The sequence below is a fragment of the Micromonospora sp. IBHARD003 genome (assembly GCF_056106285.1).
The window spans coordinates 2,330,913-2,351,868 of record NZ_JBWBBX010000001.1 but is presented as its reverse complement, the minus strand read 5'-3'; the positions used below and the strand labels follow the sequence as shown (position 1 = coordinate 2,351,868).

Below are 20,956 nucleotides of genomic sequence, written 5' to 3'. Positions count from 1 at the left end.
ACAGCACTAGCTGTTGATAGCCGCCTCGCACAGCGGATTCTGCTCGGTCCAGAAGCGGTAGAGGTCCTGCCCGCAGTACGTCTCGGCCTGGGACACCCCGAGTCCGCTCAGGATCGCGTCGATCGCGTCGAAGAAGGCGTGGTTCACCCCGGGGATGAAGAGGATGCCGAAGACCGCCAGCAGGCCGAACGGAGCGTACGGCTCGACCTGGCGGCGGATGCGGTACGACAGCCATGGCTCGATCACCCCGTACCCGTCCAGTCCCGGAACCGGCAGGAAGTTCAGGATCGCCGCCGTCACCTGCAGCAATGCCAGGAACGCCAGGGCGATGCGGAACGCCACCGGGACGTCGTCGATGGCCCCCAGCCAGAACGGTGCGGTGCACACCACGGCGAACAGCACGTTCGTCAGCGGGCCCGCGGCCGAGATCAGGCTGTGCTTCCAGCGGCCCTGGATGCGGTGCCGCTCGATGAAGACGGCGCCGCCCGGCAGGCCGATACCTCCCATGATCACGAAGATGACGGGGAGCACGATGCTCAGCAGCGCGTGGGTGTACTTCAGCGGGTTGAGCGTGAGATAGCCCTTGGCCCCGATGGTGAGGTCGCCTCCGTGCAGGGCCGTGCGCGCGTGTGCGTACTCGTGCAGGCACAGCGAGACGATCCACGCGGAGGTGACGAAGAGGAACACCGCGAGCCCGGGGTTGGGCGCGAAGTCCGTCCACACGGCCCAGCCGGTGACGGCCATGATCGCGGCGATACCGAGGAAGACGGGGGAGATCCGGCGATCGCTTCTGCTGGTCGCGGCGGTTGCCATGGGCGGGGCTCCTGGGGACGGGGCACAAGGGCGGGTCGAGCGGGGGTTCCCGTGACGGATCTCCGTGGGAGGGACTCCCGTGGGAACCCCCGTGGAGGGACTCCATGGGCGAGAACCCGTGGGAGGGACCCTAGCCCGTCGATGACAGCCGTACGGGCACGGGTGACCGTACGTCGACGGATCAACGTACGGGGCCCGTGTGAGCGTTCCGGCGGCCTTTCGGCGATCGACGACAATGGGCCGGTGCACTACCGCCTCCTCGGTACCACCCAGGCAGTCCACGACGACGGCACCCCCGCCGCGCTCGGCGGGGCGCGGTTGCGTGCGCTCGTGGCGGTGCTGGCGCTGCGAGCCGGTCGTACGGTGCCGGTCGGCGTGCTCGTCGACGAGGTGTGGGACGGCGACCCGCCGGCCGATGCCGTGGGGGCGGTGCAGGCGCTCGTGGGCCGTGCCCGCCGCGCCCTCGGGCACACGGAGGTGGTCTCCGCCGACGGCGGCTACCGGCTGCGCGCCGACGCCGCCGACGTGGATCTGCACCGTTTCGCCCAGCTCGCCGAGCAGGGCGCGCAGGCCCTCGCCGACGGGGATCCGGGCCGCGCGGCCGAGGTGCTGGACGAGGCGCTGTCACTGTGGCGGGGAACGGTGCTCGCCGATCTGCCCGACCGTACGGCGGAGGCGGCCCGCTGGGAGGCCCGCCGTCTCGAGGCCCGCCGTGTCCGCCTCGCCGCGGCACTGGCCCTCGGCCGGACACGGCAGGCGCTCCCGTCACTCGCCGAACTCTGCGACGCGCATCCGCTGGACGAATCCCTGCAGGCGCTGCGCATCAGGGCCCTGCGCGCGGAGGGGCGCCCGGCGGAGGCGCTCGCGGCCTACGAATCCGTACGCCGTGAGCTGTCGGACCGGCTGGGCACCGACCCCGGACCCGAACTGCGCGCCCTGCACACGGAGCTGCTGATGCCCACGGAGCCGCACCCGGCGGCCGGGGGCACGGCAGTAGCCCCGGCGCGGCCGGCCGCGGCTCCCGCACCGGAACCGGTTGCCGCACCGCACCCCGTGGCACCCCCCGCACCGCCGCCGCGCACCACCGGGCCCGGGAATCTGCGCGCACGCCTGACCAGCTTCGTCGGACGCGAGGCCGATATCGAGGCCATCCGTGGGGATCTCGGCCGTGCGCGGCTGGTCACCCTCCTCGGGCCGGGCGGGGCGGGCAAGACCCGGCTCTCACAGGAGGCGGCCGAGCGGATGGCCGGGGCCTGTCCGGACGGTGTCTGGCTGGCCGAGCTCGCGCCGGTCTCCGACCCCGAGAACGTGCCCGAGGCGGTGCTCACCGCCCTCGGCGGGCGCGAGACCGTGCTGCGCGGCGTCGGCTCCGAGGAACTGCGGGCCGCGACCGAGCGCAGCGGCGACGACCCGCTCGTGCGCCTCACCGAGCACTGCGCCCGCCGCCGCATGCTGATCGTCCTCGACAACTGCGAGCACGTGGTGACCGCGGTGGCCGCGCTGAGCGGGCACCTCCTCGAGCGGTGCCCCGGGCTGACGGTCCTGGCGACCAGCCGTGAGGCCCTCGGCGTGCCGGGCGAGTCGGTACGGCCGGTCGGCCCGCTGCCCGCGCCGATGGCCCTGCGGCTGTTCGCGGACCGGGGCGCGGCGGCCACCCCCGGCTTCCGGATCGACGCCGACCCCGGGACGGCCGACGCGGCCGCCGAGATCTGCCGGCGTCTCGACGGCCTGCCCCTCGCCATCGAACTCGCCGCCGCCCGCCTCAGGGTGCTGACGCCGCGCCAGATCGCCGACCGTCTGGACGACCGCTTCCGGCTGCTGTCCCACGGCAGCCGGACGGTACTGCCCCGCCAGCAGACCCTGCGCGCGGTCGTCGACTGGTCCTGGGACCTGCTGGACACCGCCGAGCGCACCGTTCTCCGTCGTCTCTCGGTCTTCGCCGGCGGCTGTGACCTCGAGGCCGCGGAGGAGGTCTGCGCCGCTCCCGGCTCAATCGCCACGCACGGCTCACTCGCCACGCACAGCCCACCCGCCGCTCCCGGCTCACCTGCCGCGGGCACCGGCACCGGCTCCGGTGCCGGCGTTCTGGACGTCCTCTCCGTCCTCGGCGCGCTCGTCGACAAGTCCCTGGTCGTCGCCGTCCCGTCGCCGGACGGCGAGATGCGGTACCAACTGCTCGAGACCGTCGCCGAGTACGCCGCCGAGCGGCTCGACGAGGCGGGCGACCGAGCCGCCGCCGAGCGCGCGCATCTCGTGTACTACCGCGAACTCGCCCGCCGCACCGACCCGTTGCTGCGCAGTCCCGAGCAGATCGGTGCGGTCGCGCGGCTGGAACGGGAGCGGGAGAACCTGCACACGGCGCTGCACCGGGCCATCGCCGCCCGGGACGAGGACGAGGCGCTGTGCCTGGTGCTGTCGCTGGGGTGGTTCTGGCAGATGCGGGATCTGCGCGCCACCGCCCGGCACTGGTCCCGTGCCGCCGCGGAGCTCGGCCCCGACCCGTTCGCCCCGCCCGTGGTCCCCGCGGAGCCCCTCCCCGCACGGGTCGTCGACTCCCCGCCGCCGTTCGAGACCGCACGGCGGCTGGAGGCGCGGCGCGGTGTGCGGCTGATCGGGATGATCAGCATGGAGCACGCCGCGGAGGACTGGACGGAACCCGGGCGTCTGGAGTGGCTGCGCCGCGTCGCCGCGGCCTACCACCCGGGTCACCCGCAGACCTGCCGCTTCCCCGGTGCGCTCTGGTTCTACGCGGTCCTGCTCACCGGCGACGTGGACGAGCTGCGCAGGGCCCTCGACGCGACGGTCCGGGGCTGCGAGGAGTACGGGTACGAGTGGGAGCTCGGCGTCGCCCTGCAGATGCGGGCCAATGTGCTCGCCAACCGCAGCGAATGGGCGGGCGACGCCCAGGCCGACGCCGACCGCAGCCTGGAGATCTTCGAACGGTACGGGGACCACTGGGGCGCCGCGGGTGCCCTGTCCGCGCGCGGGGAGTCCCGTGAGAAGCGCGGTGAGTTCGCCCTCGCCGCCGAGGACTACGCCGCCGCGGCCGACCGTGCCCGGCGGGTCGGGGCCGAGAGCCAGGTGCCGCTGCTGCGCGCCCGGCAGGCGGCGATGCTCGGTGAACTCGGCCGGCGCGAAGAGGCCGAGGCCATCTTCCGGGAGGTGCTGGCGCAGCCGGACGAAGGCGCCAAGGAGGCTCTGCCCGTGGCCCGGCTCTTCCTTGCCCTGCTGCTCGGCGCCGACGGCCGCACGGCCGAGGCGCGGGAGCAACTGGACCTGCTGGCCGTGGAGTTCCGGTCCGAGACGATGGCGCTCTTCGACGGCTTCCGGCTCGCCGGGCTCGCCTGGCTGGACTGCCTGGACGGCCGGTACATCGAGGCGCTCGACCACGCCCACCAGGCCATGGAGTCCGCGATGGTCCCCCTCGCCCGGATGGTCGCGCCGCAGATGGCCGCGGCCCAGTTGACGACCGCGGCCGAAGCGCTCGCCGGCCTCGGCGAGCGGACCGCCCACGACGCGGCCCGGCTGCTCGGCGCGTACCGGCGGATGCGGCCGGCGGGCCATGTCGAGACGACCCTGGAGAGCGAGGGCCGCGAGCGCGCCGAACGGGCCGCCCGCGCCGTGCTGGACGACGGCGTCTGGGCGGCCCGCAGCGCCGAGGGCGAGGCCCTCACCCTGGAGGAGGCCGTCGCAATCGTGGGCGAGCACGTCAGGACTTCGTGCGGAACTTCCGGATCGCGATCGGAGCCATCACGGCGGTGAGCACCACCGACCAGATCAGCGTCACCCACACGTCGTGGGCGACCGGGCCGCCGTGGATCAGACCGCGGACGGCGTCCGCGAGCGAGGACAGCGGGTTGTAGTCGGTGAAGACTTGCAGCCACCCCGGCATGGTGCTGGGAGGCGAGAAGATCGAGGAACCGAACTGCAGCGGCATCAGCACCAGGAACCCCATTCCCTGGATCGCCTGGGCGGTCTTCATGGTCACGCCCATGGTGAGGAAGATCCACATGATCGACGAGCTGAAGACCAGGCACAGCCCGAACGCGACGGCCAGACCCCACGCGTGCGACACGGACATGCCCAGCATGAAGCCGACCGCCAGCTGGATCGCCGTCGCGACGGTCATCCGGGCGATCTCGACGACGATCTTGGCGATCAGCACCGAGGAACGGGCGATCGGCAGGGACCGGAACCGGTCCATGACACCGCTCTGGAAGTCCTGGTGGAAACCGGTGCCGACACCCATCGCGATGTTCATGCCGATCATCGCCATCAGACCGGGCACCACGTAGTCCACGTACACGGAGCGGTCGCCGCCCAGCGAAGCGCCGACCGAGCCGCCGAAGACGAACACGAACAGCAGGGTGAAGACGATCGGCATCAGCACCGCGTCGAACATCGACTCCGGGTCCTGCCGGATCCACAGCAGATTGCGGCGAACGAGGGCGCCGATGTGGCGCAGATTGCCGCGCAGACCGATACGGCTGTCGTCGGTGAGAGGAGCACTGGTGGTGACGCTGTTGACGGTGGTGGCGCTCACGCCGCGACCTCCTGGGCAATGATGTCGTTGACGGACGTCGTCCTGTGCCCGGTCAGGGACAGGAACACCTCGTCCAGGCTGGGCAGATCGGTGCCGATGTCGGCGATCGCGAAGCCGCGGGCCCCCAGCAGGCCGACCACGGCGGTCAGTTGTTCGTCGCTGAGGATCGGGACGTACAGCACGCCCTCGTCCGGGACGGGCTGCGCACCCGCGACGCCGTCCAGACCGGCCTCGCGGACCGCGGCGGCCATCGGCGCGAGCCGCGCGGGGTCCGCCGGCCTGATCCGCAGCGTCCTGCCGCCGACCCTCGCCTTCAGCTCGTGGATGCCGCCCTCGGCGATGACCCGGCCGCGGTCGACGACCGTCAGGGCGTCCGCGAGCTGCTCGGCCTCTTCCATGTACTGGGTGGTGAGGAGAACGGTGACGCCCTCGGCGACCATCCGCTGGACCTCGTCCCACACCTCGTTGCGGGTACGGGGGTCGAGGCCGGTGGTCGGCTCGTCCAGGAACAGTACGGAAGGCTGCCCGATCATCGAGGCGGCCAGGTCGAGGCGGCGGCGCATACCGCCGGAGTAGGTGGAGACCGGGCGCTTGGCCGCCTCCGACAGCGAGAACCGCTCGAGCAGTTCGTCCGCGCGGCGCCTGGCGTCCCGGCGGGACAGATCGAGCAGCCGCCCGATCATGTAGAGGTTCTCCCAGCCCGGGATCTTCTCGTCCACGGAGGCGTACTGGCCGGTCAGACCGATCGTCCGGCGCAGCCTGCGCGGCTGGCGGACCACGTCGAAGCCGGCGACGGTGGCGCGCCCGGCGTCCGGGGTGATGAGGGTGGACAGGCAGCGCACCAGCGTGGTCTTGCCTGCCCCGTTGGGGCCGAGGACCCCGAGGACCGTGCCTTCCCGGACGTCGAGGTCCACACCGTCCAGGGCCTTTGTCTCGCCGTAGTGCTTCACGAGGCCTCGTACCTCGACGGCGTTCCTGTCGATTCGCGTCATGTCCGAAGCGTGGCAGCCGCCGCCGACAGGCAGCCGACAAGCCGCCGACAGCCCGTCGACGCCTACGGATCGTGTGTCACCGGGGCTTGGCGTAGTCCCCGAACCCGGCCCAGTCGAGGAAGACGCAGGGCTCGTCACCCACCACCCAGGCGTCGTGCCCAGGCTCGATGCCGAGGTAGTCGCCCGGCCCCACCTCCGCGGACTCGCCGTCGTCCATGACGACCTTCATCCTCCCGCTGATGACGTACCCGGCGTGGGCCGCCTGGCAGCTCTCGGTGCCGGCGATGGGCTTGACGTGCCTGGACCATTGCCAGCCCGGTTCGAAGACGGCACGGCCTACGGGCCCGTGGTCGGTGGTGAGGAGCTCGAGCCTCCCCTTGCCGTCCTCGAACGGACGGGTCTCGTCGGCGGCCTCGAAGTTCTTCGCGAAGATTCCAGCCATGGTCGTCCGCCTCCCGGGCGGGTCGGCGTTCCCCGAGTCCGTCTTCAGTTTAGTGCTGTGGCCGGAGGGGTCCACCGGTTCGCGGACGGCCGACAGCCCGCCGACGGGGGAAGATCGGCGGGCTGTCGTTGGTGCCGGGAGTGGCTTGGAGGTGCGGCCGGGGTCACCGCCGCGGTCCCGGCGGCGCCCCGGCGGCGTGGCCTGATCCAAACGAAAGGCCCTAGTGACCTGAGTCAGAGATTCGTCGGCAGTAGGCGGCGACTTTGTCGAGGATCTCGTCGGCGGTCTTCGTCCAGACGAATGGCCGTGGGTTGGTGTTCCAGTCGGTGAGCCAGGTGCGGATGTCGCGTTCGAGGGCCTGGACGGAGCGGTGGACGCCGCGCTTGAGCTTCTTTTGCGTGAGTTCGGCGAACCATCGCTCGACCAGGTTCAACCAGGACGCGCTGGTGGGGGTGAAGTGCAGGTGGAAGCGAGGGTGAGCCAGGAGCCACTGCTTGATGGCTGCTGTCTTGTGGGTGGCGTAGTTGTCCAGGATCAGATGGACCTCGAGGTCCGCGGGTACCTCCTTGTCCAGCTTGGTGAGGAACTTCTTGAACTCGATAGCACGGTGACGACGGTGGAGGGAACCGATGATCTTGCCGGTGGCCACTTCCAGGGCCGCGAACAGGGTCGTGGTGCCGGCCCGGACGTAGTCGTGGCTGCGACGCTCGGGAACGCCGGGCATTATCGGCAGCACGGGCTGAGACCGGTCCAGAGCCTGGATCTGAGACTTCTCGTCCACGCACAGGACCAGGGCCTTCTCCGGTGGGTCGAGGTAGAGACCGACAACGTCGCGGACCTTGTCGATGAAGTATGGGTCGGTGGACAGTTTGAAGGTCTGCGAGCGGTGCGGAGCCAGGGCGAACGCCCGCCAGATCCGGGAGACCGTCGACTGCGACATCCCGGTGGCGGCAGCCATTGACCGGGTCGACCAGTGCGTTGCGTTAGCCGGCCGCTCTTCGAGCGTCTTGACGATGACCCGCTCGACATCAGCATCGGTGATCTTCCGCGGGACGCCTGGCCTCGGTTCGTCGCACAAGCCGTCCAAGCCTCGCTCCAGAAAGCGACGCCGCCAGGTACGGACCGTATCCGCAGCCACCCCCAGACACCGCGACACCTCCGAGATCGAGTGCCCCTCGGCGCACTCCAGCACGATCCGCGACCGCTGGGCCAGAGCCTGAGCCGTCGTACGCCGACGCACCCACCCCAGAAGCACAGCCCGTTGGGCATCAGTCAACAACAGCGGCGGGATCTTCGGTCCAGGACGACTCACACCGAACTAACGAAGAACCTCCGACTCAGGTCACTAGTGGAAGGTGTGCTCCGCCGCGGGGAACGCGCCGCCCACGACGTCGTCGGCGAAGGCCTTCGCCGCGTCGCCGAGCGTCTGGCGCAGGTTCGCGTACTGCTTGGTGAAGCGCGGCACCTTCCCGCCCGTCAGACCGGCCATGTCGGTCCATACGAGGACCTGCGCGTCCGTTTCGGGACCGGCGCCGATGCCGATGGTCGGGATGTGCAGCGAGCGGGTGACCTCGGCGGCCAGCTCGGCCGGTACGAGCTCGAGGACGAGGGCGAACGCGCCCGCGTCCTGGGCCGCCTTGGCGTCGCGCAGCAGCCGGTGCGCTGCCTCGTCGCCGCGGCCCTGCACCCGGTAGCCCATGGTGTTGACGGACTGCGGGGTGAGCCCGAGGTGGGACATCACCGGGATGCCCGCCTGGACCAGCAGCTCGGTCTGCGGCAGCGAGCGCTCCCCGCCCTCCAGCTTCACGGCACCCACCCCGGCCTCCTTGACCAGCCGGGTGGCGTTGCGCAGAGCCTGGACCGGGCCCTCCTGGTACGAGCCGAAGGGGAGGTCGCCGACGATGAGGGCACGCTTGGTGCCCCGCACGACGGCGGCGGAGAGCAGGGTCATCTCGTCCATCGTGACGGGCACGGTGGTGTCGTAGCCGAGGTGGGTGTTGCCCATCGAGTCGCCGACGAGCATCACCGGGATGCCGGCCTCGTCGAAGACGGACGCGGTCATCGCGTCGTAGGCGGTGAGCATGGGCCACTTCTCACCGCGCTCCTTGGCGGCGGCGATGTCGTGGACGGTGACGCGGCGAGTGCTTTTGCCGCCGTACAGCGCCTTGCTGCTGCTGTCGGCGGACTCGTTCGGCGCAGCCTGAAGCGTCATGGTGAACGGCTCCTTCGTCATCTCGAGGCGCCCTGACGGCGTCCCCGGACCGTGTCCATGGTGGCATCCCGGCGCCCGCCGCGGGAAGTGGCGCCGTTCACACCCCGGGCATGTTCCGCCATCCCGGTCGTTTTTTCCTATACGAGACGGTCCCGTATCGAAAACGGGAAGTCTCGGATCATGTCCACACCCCCGGGGGCGCCTCCCGCCCCGACCCGTGTACCGGAAGCCGTGCACCGGCGCCGCTGGGCCATCCTCGCCGTCCTCATGTTCAGCGTCCTCATCGTGGTGCTCGACCACTCGGTGCTGAACGTCGCGGTCAAGACCATCGCCACCCCCGCGCCCGTCGGCATCGGCGCAACCCAGGGCGAGCTGGAATGGGCCATCAACTCCTACACGCTGGTCTTCGCGGCCCTGCTCTTCACGGCGGGACTCATCGGGGACCGGACGGGCCGCCGCAAGGCGCTGCTGTTCGGCATGGCAGTCTTCGGCACCGGTTCGGCGCTGGCCGCGTTCTCCGGGTCGTCCGGGGAGCTCATCGCGTACCGCGCGGTGATGGGTGTCGGTGCGGCGTTCGTGATCCCCGCCACTCTCGCCATCCTGATGAACGTGTTCGAGCGGGAGGAACAGGCCAAGGCCATCGGCATCTGGGCGGGCGGTGTGGGCGTGTCCATCGCCCTCGGGCCCCTCACGGGCGGACTGCTGCTCGAACACTTCTGGTGGGGCTCGATCTTCCTGGTCAACGTCCCGGTCGTGCTCGTCGGCTTCGTCGCGATGGTGGTGCTGATCCCCGACTCACGGGACCCCGCTCCCGGCCGGCTCGACCCGGTCGGCGTGCTGCTGTCGATCGCCGGACTCGTCCTGCTGGTGTACGGGATCATCCGGGGCGGAGAGCTCGCCTCGCTCACCGACACGGCGGTGCTGCTGCCGCTGCTGGGCGGGGTCGCCGTGCTCACGGTGTTCGTGCTCTACGAGGTGCGCACCGACCATCCGGCGCTCGACTTCTCGTATTTCAGGAACCCGGTGTTCTCGTCGGCGATCGCCGCGACCGCGCTGGGCTTCTTCGCGATGATGGGCGTGGCGTTCCTCTCCGTCTTCTATCTGCAGAGCGTGCGTGGTTTCAGTCCGCTGGCGGCCGGACTGCTGCTGCTGCCGCTCGCGGTGGCGCAGTCGGCGTTCGCACCGCGCGCCCGGCTGGCCATCGGCCGGTTCGGCGCCCGTGCGACCTGTGCGGCCGGAATGCTGATGATCACCACCGGACTGGCTGCGTTCGCCGTTTTCGACGGGTCCACGCCGCTGTGGATGATCGAGGTCGCGTTCTTCGTCCAGGGCGCGGGTATGGCGCATGTGATGCCCCCGGTCACGGTCGCCGTGATGCAGGCGCTGCCACGGGAGAAGGCCGGAGTGGGCTCCGCGATCAGCAACACCTTCCGGCAGGTGGGCGGTGCGCTGGGGGTGGCGGTGCTCGGTTCGCTGCTCTCGGCGGCGTACCGGGGCGGCATCGAGTCCACTCTCGCCAGGACGGCGGGTCTGCCGGACTCCGTCAGGGCGGCAGCGGGGGAGTCGATCGAGGCGACCCTGGGGGTCGCGGAGAAGCTCGGCACGTCAGGCAAGCTGCTGGTCGGTCCGGCGAACGACGCCTTCGTGCTCGCCATGCATCTCACGGCCCTGGCAGCGGCGTCGGCCACGGTGGTGGGCGCGCTGGTCGTCGCGATGTATCTGCCCGGACGGGTGGGAACCGGGGGACACGAGAGGGACCGTCCGGGGGAACCGGACGAGAGACCGGCGGCGGGCGCCGTCCGGAGATGACCGGAGATGACCGGCGGAGCCGGCCGGGCGGGCGGATCCCGGTCCGGTCCGGTACGCCGGGCGACCGGGCCCTGCGGCGGTACGACGAGACCGACACGCCGTGCGGGCAGGACCACGCGGTGGACACGGGCAGGACGCGGAGGCGGAGGCGCTGTGCGGGGCGAAGCCGGGACGACGAGACGTGTGGAGACCGCGGCGGCGGGGCGGGAGGCCGGCAGCGCGCCGGGTACGGGTACGGGCGCGGCCCGGGGTGAGGGCAGGGCCACGGTCGGTGCGCCACGACGCCGCGCCCAGGGCCCGCTCCCGAGCCGCCGCGAAGGGGAGCCGTGCAGACGCGGCCGCGAGGGGGAGCCGCGCCGTGGCCGCCCACGGAGCAAGGCGGCCGAGCGGGCGATCCGGGACGCCGTGATGAGGCTGCTGGAGGAAGGAGTCCCGCTCGGCGAGATCTCCATCGAGCGAACGGCCCGCACGGCAGGCGTCGGCAAGGCCACCATCTACCGCCGCTGGAGCGACAAGGAGGAGCTGTTCGTCGAGGTCCTCCGGGACATCGAGCCACCGGACCCCGACCTGCCGGGCACCTCCGCCCGCGACGACCTCGTCGTGATGCTGGAGTCCGTACGCGTACGCGGCCTCGCCCAGCGCTCGTCGGCCCTGCTGAACAACGTCCTCGCGCAGATGAAGAGCCATCCCCGGCTGTGGGCGGCCTATGTCGCCACCGTGATCGACCCCCGGCGCGCCACCGTCCTGGAGATCCTGCGGCGGGGGATCGCCAACGGGGAGATCCGCGACGACGTCGACATCGACCTGGTCAACGATCTGATCGTCGGCCCCATGCTGGTCAGGGCCGTGATGCGGCCCGACGCCCCACTGCCCGGTGATCTGGCGGAGCGCATCGTCTCCCTGGTGCTCGAGGGCCTGCGTCCACCGTGGGGTCCGGGAGGTCCGGACTGAGTCGATTGTGAGCGTTCTGTCACATCCCCGGTCCCGGCGCCGGCGACCGGAACCGGCCATGCCGGCGGGTCGTCCTCGTGACCGTACGACAGCAAGCTCCGCGTCATCCCCTAGGGTCGTTCCGAGCGGATTTCCGCGGGAGAAGGGGCGGCGTCCGGTTGTGTGCTTTCGGTGTGCCGGATGCATCGAGGCCGCGGAGACCGGCCTGAAGGATCCCGCGCCGGACGCATGCACAAAGGCTTGCAGGGCAAGGCAGTAAGGCAGTGAGGACACGCATGGGGCAGGCAGACACCATCGAGACCGGCCACGACGCGGAGCATGAAGACCGCTCCGGATCCCGCGTCCGGGCCGCGCTCGGGAGATGGCGCCGCGATCCCGGCATCTGGCGCCGCGGCATCGTGCTCGCCGCCTGCTCCCTCGTCGTCGGACTGACGATGATCTTCCACGCCCAGATCCCGAACCGGATCGGCAACCTGGGCAGCCTCACCGAGACGTTCCTGCCCTGGCTGGGTCTGCTCGTTCCGGTGCTGCTGCTGTGCGCGCTGCTGCGGCGGTCCGCGACCGCCCTGATCGCGCTGCTGGTGCCCGTCGTGGTCTGGCTGAACCTCTTCGGCGGGCTCATCCCGGACAAGACCAGCGGTGGGGGCAAGAGCGGTCTGGCGGTCGCCACCCACAACGTGAACGCCGACAACACCGACCCCGGGGGCACCGCACGCCAGCTCGTGGAGTCCGGCGTGGACATCATCGCGCTGGAGGAGCTCAAGGCCGACGTGGTCCCGTCGTACGAGAAGGCGCTGGCGTCCACGTATCCCCACCACGCGGTGGTGGGCACGGTCGGGCTGTGGAGCAAGTACCCGATGGACGGGACCGCGCCCGTGGACATCCAGCTCGGCTGGGAACGCGCGATGCGGACCACGGTCACGACGCCGTCCGGCAAGGTCGCGGTGTACGTGGCCCATCTGCCGTCGGTGCGGGTCAGGATGGAAGCAGGCTTCACCGCCAGCCAGCGGGACCGGAGCGCCGACGCCCTCGGTGCGGCGATCCGGCGCGACGAGGTGTCCAGGGTGGTCCTGCTCGGCGACCTCAACGGCACGATGAACGACCGCTCGCTGAACGCGGTCACCGCCCAGATGCGCTCCACCCAGGGCGCGGCGGGCACCGGCTTCGGCTTCAGCTGGCCCGCCTCGTTCCCGATGGCCCGGATCGACCAGATCATGGTCAGGGGGGTGGAGCCGGTGCAGTCGTGGACCCTCCCGCGGACCGCCAGCGACCACCTCCCGATCGCCGCGCGCGTCACGTTCTGACCTCCGTACGTCCGAGGGGGCTTCCCGCGTCGTTCGCGGGAAGCCCCCTCCGTGCCGCGCGGAGTACGGTCAGTGCGCCGTCGTCTCCCGCCAGCGGTTCGTGATCGGCAGCCGCCGGTCCTTGCCGAAGCCCTTCGCCGAGATCTTGGTGCCCGGCGGGTACTGGCGCCGCTTGTATTCGGCCACATCGACCAGGCGCAGCGTCCTGGTGACCAGCTCCTCGTCGAAGCCGGCCGCCACGATCGCGTCCTTGCCCCGGTCCCGGTCGACGTACAGCTCCAGGACGCGGTCCAGGACGTCGTAGTCGGGGAGCGAGTCGGTGTCGACCTGGCCGGGGCGCAGCTCGGCGCTCGGCGGCTTGGTGATGGAGCTCTCCGGGATCGGCGGGGTCTGGCCGCGCTCCTCGGCCGCGCGGTTGCGCCACTTCGCCAGCCGGAAGACCGTCGTCTTGTAGACGTCCTTGATCGGCCCGTAGGCGCCCACCGAGTCGCCGTACAGCGTCGAGTACCCCACCGCCAGCTCCGACTTGTTGCCCGGCGCGAGGACGATGTGGCCCTCCTGGTTGGAGACGGCCATCAGCATCGTGCCGCGCAGCCGGGACTGGAGGTTCTCCTCGGCGAGACCTGTCAGGCCGAGCGAGTCCATATAGGCGTCGAACATCGGCGCGATCGGTACGGTGCGGAAGTTGAGCCCCGTGCGCCGGGCGAGCTCGGCGGCGTCGCCCCTGGAGTGGTCCGATGAGTACTTGGACGGCATGGAGATGCCGTACACGTTCTGCGGGCCGAGCGCGTCGCAGGCGATCGCGGCGACGAGTGCGGAGTCGATGCCCCCGGACAGGCCCACCAGCACCGAGCGGAAGCCGTTCTTGGCGACGTACGCGCGCAGGCCCACGACCAGCGCGGAGTACACCTCCTCAGCGTCCTCGAGGCGCTCGGTGTACCCCCCCGTCAGCTCCGGCTCCCACGGCGGCAGCGGCTCCTCGGAGATGACGACCCGGTCTACGGTCAGACCGTCGTCCACACGCTCTCCGCTCGCGGCTCCGCCACCGGGCTTCCCCGGCTCGGCGGCGGCCGCCGGCAGATCGAGGTCGAGGATCACGCTGCCCTCGGCGAACTGCGGGGCACGCGCGATGACCTCGCCGTCCTTGTCGACCACGATCGAGTCGCCGTCGAAGACGAGCTCGTCCTGGCCGCCGATCATCGCCAGGTAGGCGGTGGTGCAGCCGGCCTCCTGGGCCCGCTTGCGCACCAGTTCGAGCCGGGTGTCGTCCTTGTTCTGCTCGTACGGCGAGGCGTTGACGGACAGCAGCAGCCCGGCCCCGGCGGAGCGGGCGGCGGGCACCCGGCCGCCGTCCTGCCAGAGGTCCTCGCAGATCGCGAGCGCGACGTCGACGCCGTGCACACGGATCACCGGCATGGTGTCGCCCGGGACGAAGTACCGGAACTCGTCGAAGACGCCGTAGTTGGGCAGATGGTGCTTGGCGAAGGTCAGCACGACCCGGCCGCCGTGCAGCACCGCCGCGGCGTTCTGCGGGGCGCCCGCGGGCTGTCCGAACCGGGGCCGGGCCTTCTCGGAGCGGTCCAGATAGCCGACGATCACCGGCAACTCCCCGAAGCCCTCGTCGGCGAGGCGTACGGCGAGTGCGTGCAGGGCGGCCCGTGACGCCTCGACGAAGGAGGACCGCAGGGCGAGGTCCTCGACGGGATAGCCGGTCAGCACCATCTCGGGGAACGCGACGAGATGCGCTCCCTGCTCGGCGGCGTGCCGGGTCCAGTGGACGATCGACTCGGCGTTGCCGGCGAGGTCGCCGACGGTCGAGTCGATCTGATTCAGGGCGAGGCGAAGTTGAGGCACGGGTCCAGTGTAATCGTCTGATTGACGCAATGTCCCGGGCCGGGAGTGTGGGGCGCCCCACTGTGCGGGCGCCCCGTACGCAGGCCCACCGGGGCCTGACGGCCCGCGCGGTGCCCCGTCACCGCCTGCGGTCGCTGTAGGCGACCGTCGTCATCATCCCGGATTCCGCGTGGTAGATGTTGTGGCAGTGGAGCATCCACGCGCCCGGATTGTCCGCGTCGAAGTCCAGTACCAGCTTGTGGTGCGGCAGGACAGCGGCCGTGTCCTTGCGGGCGCCGTGCGAGTCGATGCCGGCCAGCGCGAAGGTGTGTCCGTGCAGATGCACCGGGTGCCACATGTCCGTGACGTTGATGACCACCAGCCGGACCCGCTCGCCGTACTCGATGCGGTGGATCGTCTCGGGGTCGTAGGGCCTCCGGTCGAAGGCCCAGTCGTACTTCTCCATGCCGCCGGTCAGTTTGAGCTTGACGATGCGGTCGGGCTTGCGCCGCCGCGACAGGGCGACGGAGTCGTCGGGCCGCAGCCGCGCGGACGACCGGAGCACGTTCCGGTACAGCTCCCTGGGGCGCGCGTCCGGCCCGGGAGGTGCGCCGCCACCGGTGCGCAGCACGGCCATCGCCGAGCCGTGCTTGCCCTCGGCGAGCGCGGTGAGCGGGAAGACGCCGTCCTTCGCGGTGATCAGCACGTCGTAGCGCTCGCCCATGCCCATCAGCAGAGCGTCGGCCTTGTACGGGCGGACCGGGAAGCCGTCGGTGTGGGTGACCGTGAACTGGTGCCCGCCGAGTGCCACCCGGAAGGCGGTCTCGCCGCCGGCGTTGATGATGCGCAGCCGGATCCGGTCGCCGGGCTTGGCCCTGAACTGCGTGGGTTCGTCGGGCGTGCGCCCGTTGATGAGGTAGTACGGGTAGTCGATGTCGCCCGCGTGGCCGCCGAGCAGATTGCTCCTGGCCCCTGTCATCACCCGTCGGGGGCCCCTGAAGTGCAGCGGCGACGGATCGTCGTCGTTCTTCGGGTGCTTCGGGTCGTCCTTGTGCACACCACCGGCGCCGGCGCCCACCGGCCCGGACGGGTGGGCCCTGTCGGGTCCGGCCGTTCCGGCGCGGCTGCTGCCCGGTCCCGACCCGCCGGACCGCTCGCCGTGGTGTGCGCCGGCGCCGTGGCTCATCCGGCTCCTGCCCCTGCTGAGCTGCAGGAAGACATCGTCCGGTGTGGAGCCGTCCACGCCGTCGATCCAGTCGTCCAGCATGATGATCCACTCGTGGTCGTACGAGAGCGGCTCCCTCGGGTCGTCCACGATCAGCGGCGCGTAGGTTCCGCGGTCGACCTGGACGCCCTGGTGCGGGTGGAACCAGTACGTCCCCGGATGCGGGACCTCGTAGCGGTACGAGAACGACTCGCCCGGCTTGATCGGCGGCTGGGTCACATTGGGCACGCCGTCCATGTCGTTGCGGATGGCGATGCCGTGCCAGTGCACGGTGGTCGTCTCCGGGAGGTGGTTGGCGAGCGTGAGCGCGAGGGTGTCGCCCGCGGTGATCCGGACCACGCGTCCCGGCAACTCGTCGTTGTACGTCCAGGTCTTGAAGGTGCGCCCGCCACCCAGGTCGACCGTGCTCGGCGTGGCCGTGAAGGTGAGGTGGCGGTTGTGTTTGCCGCCGCCTTCGCCCTCCCGGGTGTCTCCCCTCTCGCCGTCGGGTGCCGCTGTACCCCTGGGGCCGGCACCCGGGGCCGCGCCGTGGCCGCCGCGGTCCGGTCCGGAGTCGCCGGAGCAGGCGGCGACCAGGCCGGATCCCGCGACGGCGAGCCCGGCGCCGAGCACCGCGCGACGGGTGGGGGAGGTCTGACGGGTGTGCTCCATGGGCATGACTGTGTGCACCTCGCTGGGGGGTGAAGGCGTGAAAAGGGTGCGTCTGCCACCGCGTCAGGGCAGGACGGGACGGCCGGACGCGCTCCTACCGGCGCAGCACCGACACGGTGGAGAGCACGGTCCGGAGCGGGGGTGGATACGGCCATATGGGCAGGGCCGGTCGTGGCCGGGCGTCTGCCCTGTGCCGGGCGGCGAATCGGTGGCGCACGAGGAACGAGGCCCCGAACAGCGGTCCGGCGAACAGCGGCAACCGCCCGTGCCCGGCCCTCCGTTCGTTCATCACACGACGCACATTAGCCGGATCGGACAAAAGACCCGAGTAAGGACCGGTCCGACACGGCCTAACATGAGCTGCTATGTCACCAATGTTCGGATAGTGGGCTGTGGTGCGGCCGACGTCGTCCCACCCCCTGCACACCACCGTTCCGCGGACAGGACAAGGGACTTGGACCGGCTTGGGCGGGGGGCGGGGCGGGCCCGGTCCGCAGGCCCGTGTCAGGGTGGCCTCCGTGCACTCGCGCACGCGCCGTGGCGCGGGAGGGAGACGGACAAGGTGAGCTTCGTACGGATCGGGGGCGTACCCCATCACGTCGTCGTGGAGGGCAGCGGACCGGTCTGTGTGCTGAGCGCCGGGCTCGCCATGAGCTGGTTCGACTGGGACCCCGTCGTCCCGCTGCTGGCTCCGCACCGCACCGTGGTCCGCTTCGACCGACCCGGGCACGGGCTCAGCGGACCGGCGATCGTCCCGCCGACCGCCGCCGGCGAGGCCCATCGCATCGCCGCGGTCCTCGACGCCCTCGGCCTCGAAGGACCCGCCACCGTCGTCGGCCATTCGATCGCCGGATTCCACGCCGAGGCCTTCGCCCGGCTCCACCCCTCCCGGACGTCCGGCATCGTGCTCGTCGACTCCAGCATCGAGGAGGACGCCCGGGTGCCGGCCGCCCCCGCCGTCCGCACGGCCCTCGCGCGCGGCGCCGGAACGGCCCTGTCCCTCATGGGGGTCCCCGCCGCGCTCGGCCCGCTCACCCGGCGCGCCGCGGTCCGGTTGTCCCGGGCCGGTGGCTCGGATCCGGCGCCCGCGTCGCTGGTGCGCCGCTGCTACGGAACCTCACGGGTCATGCAGGGCATCCTGTTCGAGAACACCCACTACCGCGCCGTGGCGGCCGAACTCCTCGGTCTGCGGGAGCGTTTCCCGTTTCCGGACGGGATCCCGACGACGGTCATGGCCGCGTACGACGGCCGCGGCGGCCGCTGGGCGCTGCGCTGGCTGGAGCGGCAGCAGGCGCTGGCCCGCGGGCTCGGCGACGCCTGCTTCGAGACGGTCGAGCCGGCGGGCCATCTGATCATGCTGGACCGGCCGGACGCGGTGGCCCGGGCGGCACTCACGCCGGGAGAGGGCCCACGGCGGGAGACGGGCCCGGCCGCTGACGGCGGCCGCGCCTTCGTCTGATGCGGCGGGCGCGCGCCCGCCCGTGTGCGAGTGCTCCGGGGCGCGTCAGCCCCGCGCGTACACCTGCTCGACCCACGACGCGAGCTGGCCCTCCGGCAGATGCTGGGCCAGATCGGCCTCGCTGATCATTCCGACCAGCCGCTTGTTCTCGATGACCGGCAGCCGGCGGATCTTGTGGTCCTGCATCTCGTGCAGCACGTCGTTCACATCCGCGCCGGCCTCGATCCAGCGCGGGGTGCCCCTGGCCATGTCACCGGCGGTCACCCGGGACGGGTCATGGCCCATCGCGACACAGCCGACGACGATGTCGCGGTCCGTGAGGATGCCGCACAGCCGCTCGTCGGCGTCGGCAATCGGCAGTGCTCCCACATTCAGCTCGCGCATCAACTGCGCGGCGCGGTCGAGCGTCTCGTGCGCGGGGATCCACTGGGCACCGGTGTGCATGATGTCCTTGGCGGTGGTCATGGGTTCGTACCTCCTGAGCGGCCCACGTCGGATGGGGAACTGCGGGGACTTCTCCGACGTGCGCGTGGGCACTCAGTGGTGCAGGGAGCCCAACCAGCCCGGTCAGCCAGTCCCGGCGGACGCCGGGGAAGCCGTTTTCGACCATACCGCCGACGTGGCCGGGGCGCCCGGCGGGACCACCGGCCCCCGGCGCCGGGGCAGGCACTTGAGGACGGACACACCGGGTGCCCGCCCTGCCCGTGCGCGGCCGTCCGCCCGCCCCGGCCGGTGTGCCGGCCGGGGCGGGCGGATGCCGGTGCGGATCAGCCGCGGGGCGCGGCGCCCCGCTTCTTCAGCAGGTCGGCCATCAGATCCAGCTCGGACTGCTGGGCGTCCGCCATGCCCTGGGCGAGGGACTTCTCCGGCGCCACCGTGCAGAGGTCGGCACAGCCCTTCGCCATGGTGATACCGCCCTTGTGGTGGTCGGTCATCAGCTGCAGGAAGAGGATCTCCGCCTGCTTGCCGGAGGCCTTGCCGAGCCGGTCCAGCTCGGCCGGGGTGGCCATGCCGGGCATCAGCGGGCCCTCCCCGGAAGGGGACCCGCCATGAGCGCCGTGACCACCGTGACCGCCATGGTCCGCGGACTTCATCCAGGACATCGGCTCGGTGCCGGAGTCGACCTTCGGCAGCCCCCACAGATCCAGCCAGCCCAGCAGCATTCCGCGCTGGTTGGCCTGGGTGTTGGCGATGTCGTACGCGAGCCTGCGCACCTCGGCGTCCTGGGTGCGGTCCCGGACGATGAAGGACATCTCCACCGCCTGCTGGTGGTGGACGGCCATGTCACGGGCGAAGCCCGCGTCGGCGGAGTCCTTGCCCGGAGCGGCCGCGGTGGTCTTCGTCCCCTCGTTGCCGCCCGCCGACGCGACCGTGGCCGCACCCGCGAACAGCAGGGCAAGGACGACGGCCGTGAGCGCGGCCCAATGGGTCCGGGTCATCCGGATCCTGCGGGTCACGAGCCCAGTCCGCCCGTGCAGGCGGCACCCGGCTCAGGTGTCTGAGGCCCCTGCACGTACTTGGTGAAGAACTGGTCGACCCGCGGGTCGTCCGCTCCGTCGACCGTGACCTGCTTGCCCCAGGCGCTCAGCATGATCGCCCCGGCCTGGTCCTTCACCGGGCTCATCATCGAGTACGAGGTCTTGCCGACCTTGTCCTTCAGCTTCTGCACATCGGCTGCGGGGGCCTTGTCGCTGTAGGTCACCCACACGGCACCGTGCTCCAGCGAGTGCACCGCGTTGACGTCGGGGACCGGCTTGTCGTAGACGTTCCGGTCGCAGTTCATCCAGACCTGGTTGTGGTCACCGCCGACCGGCGGCTTCATCGGGTACTTCACCTGAGCGGAGACGTGGTTGCGGCCCAGCTTCTTGGCGTCCCAGGACTTCTCGTCGTCGATCGGTGCCTTGGCGGCGGCCTCCGCCAGGTCCTTCTCCTCGGACTTCTTGTTCATGACGTAGCCGCCGAAACCGACCAGGCCGGCGACCACGAGGGTGCTGAGGGAGATCGTGATGATGCGGTTGCGGCGCTCGCGGGCCTGCTCGGCACGGCGCATCTGCTCTATACGGGCACGGCGGTCGTTGGTGCTGCTCTTTGCGGCCATGATGTGTCCTTCGTGGCGGGGAAGAGGGTGGTGGCGCGGAAGTGCGCCGGTACGCGGTGGAGCAGGCCCTTTACGTCCGCTGTACCTGAAGGACGTGGAGATCGGGGGCGCGCGGGAACGTCCCGGTGCGCAGGATCCGGCCGGTGCCCGGGACGGCTGCCGGTGCGGGGTGCGCCCCGGCCTCGTCCACGGGACCGTCCAGCGGCGGGGCCGTGAGCACGGCCGGGGAGAGATGGCCGAATATCCCGCAGTCGCCGCGGTCGTACGGACAGCTGACCTCCGCGGCCGCAGCCGCAGCGCCGGCCGGGGTGTGCGTCGCGGCCGTGATCCCCGGCCGGCCGCTGCCGGCATGGATCGCTGCGGCGCCCGTATGGGCGTCCGCCAGCAGCCCGAGACAGATGAAGAGCGCGGCGAGAAGCGTCGCCACGGCGCTCCCCAGCGCCATGGGACGCACGATGTGTGCGATGCGGTGGTGCCGCGGGCCCCCCATGGGGGCAGATGGTAACGGCGACGGCGTGCCCCAGGTCATACGGGGTGCGTAATCTGGGCGAAACCCCGGGTCGTGATACTGAAGCTCCTCCCCACGCCCCGGCGGTGGTGCACAGGCCGTCTGAACTGCAAGGA

17 protein-coding genes are annotated in these 20,956 nt (G+C 71.3%); 5 read left to right on the top strand and 12 right to left on the bottom strand.

Annotated elements, in window-relative coordinates:
* Window positions 1-6: 6 nt before the first annotated feature.
* On the bottom strand, window positions 7-813 hold the full coding sequence (locus ACTWOL_RS10405; RefSeq protein ID WP_474296327.1) for a site-2 protease family protein: 807 nt from the start codon (window positions 811-813) through the stop codon (window positions 7-9).
* 243 nt (window positions 814-1,056) lie between these two features.
* Between ACTWOL_RS10405 and ACTWOL_RS10400 the strand changes: the two genes are divergently transcribed.
* On the top strand, window positions 1,057-4,575 hold the full coding sequence (locus tag ACTWOL_RS10400; protein WP_474296326.1) for an AfsR/SARP family transcriptional regulator: 3,519 nt from the start codon (window positions 1,057-1,059) through the stop codon (window positions 4,573-4,575).
* On the opposite strand, the gene ACTWOL_RS10395 is transcribed toward ACTWOL_RS10400, so the two are convergent.
* The 5 genes from ACTWOL_RS10395 to panB all read right to left on the bottom strand — a co-directional run bounded on the left by ACTWOL_RS10395 (window position 4,523) and on the right by panB (window position 9,002).
* Window positions 4,523-5,356, bottom strand: coding sequence for an ABC transporter permease (locus tag ACTWOL_RS10395; RefSeq protein ID WP_474296325.1), 834 nt, complete (start codon window positions 5,354-5,356; stop codon window positions 4,523-4,525). The two genes, ACTWOL_RS10400 and ACTWOL_RS10395, sit on opposite strands and share 53 nt — an antisense overlap.
* The gene (locus tag ACTWOL_RS10390) at window positions 5,353-6,348 is read right to left on the bottom strand and encodes an ATP-binding cassette domain-containing protein (protein WP_474296324.1); all 996 of its coding nucleotides are present in this window, start codon (window positions 6,346-6,348) and stop codon (window positions 5,353-5,355) included. Before ACTWOL_RS10390 ends, ACTWOL_RS10395 begins: the two co-directional genes overlap by 4 nt.
* A gap of 76 nt (window positions 6,349-6,424) precedes the next feature.
* Window positions 6,425-6,790, bottom strand: coding sequence for a cupin domain-containing protein (locus ACTWOL_RS10385; protein ID WP_474296323.1), 366 nt, complete (start codon window positions 6,788-6,790; stop codon window positions 6,425-6,427).
* A 220-nt stretch (window positions 6,791-7,010) separates the two neighbouring features.
* Window positions 7,011-8,102: an IS630 family transposase gene (locus ACTWOL_RS10380; RefSeq protein ID WP_474296322.1), complete on the bottom strand. Its 1,092-nt coding sequence runs from the start codon at window positions 8,100-8,102 to the stop codon at window positions 7,011-7,013.
* Window positions 8,103-8,135: 33 nt separating this feature from the next.
* Window positions 8,136-9,002, bottom strand: coding sequence for a 3-methyl-2-oxobutanoate hydroxymethyltransferase (gene panB / locus ACTWOL_RS10375; RefSeq protein ID WP_474296321.1), 867 nt, complete (start codon window positions 9,000-9,002; stop codon window positions 8,136-8,138).
* 180 nt (window positions 9,003-9,182) lie between these two features.
* On the opposite strand from panB, the gene ACTWOL_RS10370 reads away from it, so the two are divergent.
* From ACTWOL_RS10370 to ACTWOL_RS10360, 3 genes are all read left to right on the top strand, one after another.
* Window positions 9,183-10,811, top strand: a complete 1,629-nt coding sequence (locus tag ACTWOL_RS10370) for a DHA2 family efflux MFS transporter permease subunit (RefSeq protein ID WP_474296320.1) — start codon at window positions 9,183-9,185, stop codon at window positions 10,809-10,811.
* Window positions 10,812-10,994: 183 nt separating this feature from the next.
* Window positions 10,995-11,762, top strand: coding sequence for a TetR/AcrR family transcriptional regulator (locus ACTWOL_RS10365; protein ID WP_474296319.1), 768 nt, complete (start codon window positions 10,995-10,997; stop codon window positions 11,760-11,762).
* Window positions 11,763-12,037: 275 nt separating this feature from the next.
* Entirely contained in the window at window positions 12,038-13,066 is a 1,029-nt protein-coding gene (locus ACTWOL_RS10360; protein ID WP_474296318.1) for an endonuclease/exonuclease/phosphatase family protein, read from the top strand.
* 69 nt (window positions 13,067-13,135) lie between these two features.
* Here ACTWOL_RS10360 and ACTWOL_RS10355 read toward each other — a convergent pair whose 3' ends face one another.
* Window positions 13,136-14,920, bottom strand: a complete 1,785-nt coding sequence (locus tag ACTWOL_RS10355) for an NAD+ synthase (protein WP_474296317.1) — start codon at window positions 14,918-14,920, stop codon at window positions 13,136-13,138.
* 118 nt (window positions 14,921-15,038) lie between these two features.
* Complete coding sequence (locus tag ACTWOL_RS10350; protein WP_474296316.1) at window positions 15,039-16,775, bottom strand: multicopper oxidase family protein; 1,737 nt, start codon at window positions 16,773-16,775, stop codon at window positions 15,039-15,041.
* Window positions 16,776-17,337: 562 nt separating this feature from the next.
* Between ACTWOL_RS10350 and ACTWOL_RS10345 the strand changes: the two genes are divergently transcribed.
* On the top strand, window positions 17,338-18,234 hold the full coding sequence (locus tag ACTWOL_RS10345) for an alpha/beta fold hydrolase (RefSeq protein WP_474296315.1): 897 nt from the start codon (window positions 17,338-17,340) through the stop codon (window positions 18,232-18,234).
* Between the two features lie 45 nt (window positions 18,235-18,279).
* Here ACTWOL_RS10345 and ACTWOL_RS10340 read toward each other — a convergent pair whose 3' ends face one another.
* The 4 genes from ACTWOL_RS10340 to ACTWOL_RS10325 form a co-directional block, all read right to left on the bottom strand.
* The gene (locus ACTWOL_RS10340) at window positions 18,280-18,699 is read right to left on the bottom strand and encodes a CBS domain-containing protein (RefSeq protein ID WP_474296314.1); all 420 of its coding nucleotides are present in this window, start codon (window positions 18,697-18,699) and stop codon (window positions 18,280-18,282) included.
* 302 nt (window positions 18,700-19,001) lie between these two features.
* A complete protein-coding gene (locus tag ACTWOL_RS10335; protein WP_474296313.1) occupies window positions 19,002-19,673 on the bottom strand; it encodes a DUF305 domain-containing protein in 672 nt (223 codons plus the stop codon).
* Between the two features lie 14 nt (window positions 19,674-19,687).
* The gene (locus ACTWOL_RS10330; RefSeq protein WP_474296312.1) at window positions 19,688-20,332 is read right to left on the bottom strand and encodes a DUF3105 domain-containing protein; all 645 of its coding nucleotides are present in this window, start codon (window positions 20,330-20,332) and stop codon (window positions 19,688-19,690) included.
* A 70-nt stretch (window positions 20,333-20,402) separates the two neighbouring features.
* Entirely contained in the window at window positions 20,403-20,777 is a 375-nt protein-coding gene (locus ACTWOL_RS10325) for a hypothetical protein (protein ID WP_474296311.1), read from the bottom strand.
* Between the last annotated feature and the right edge of the window lie 179 nt (window positions 20,778-20,956).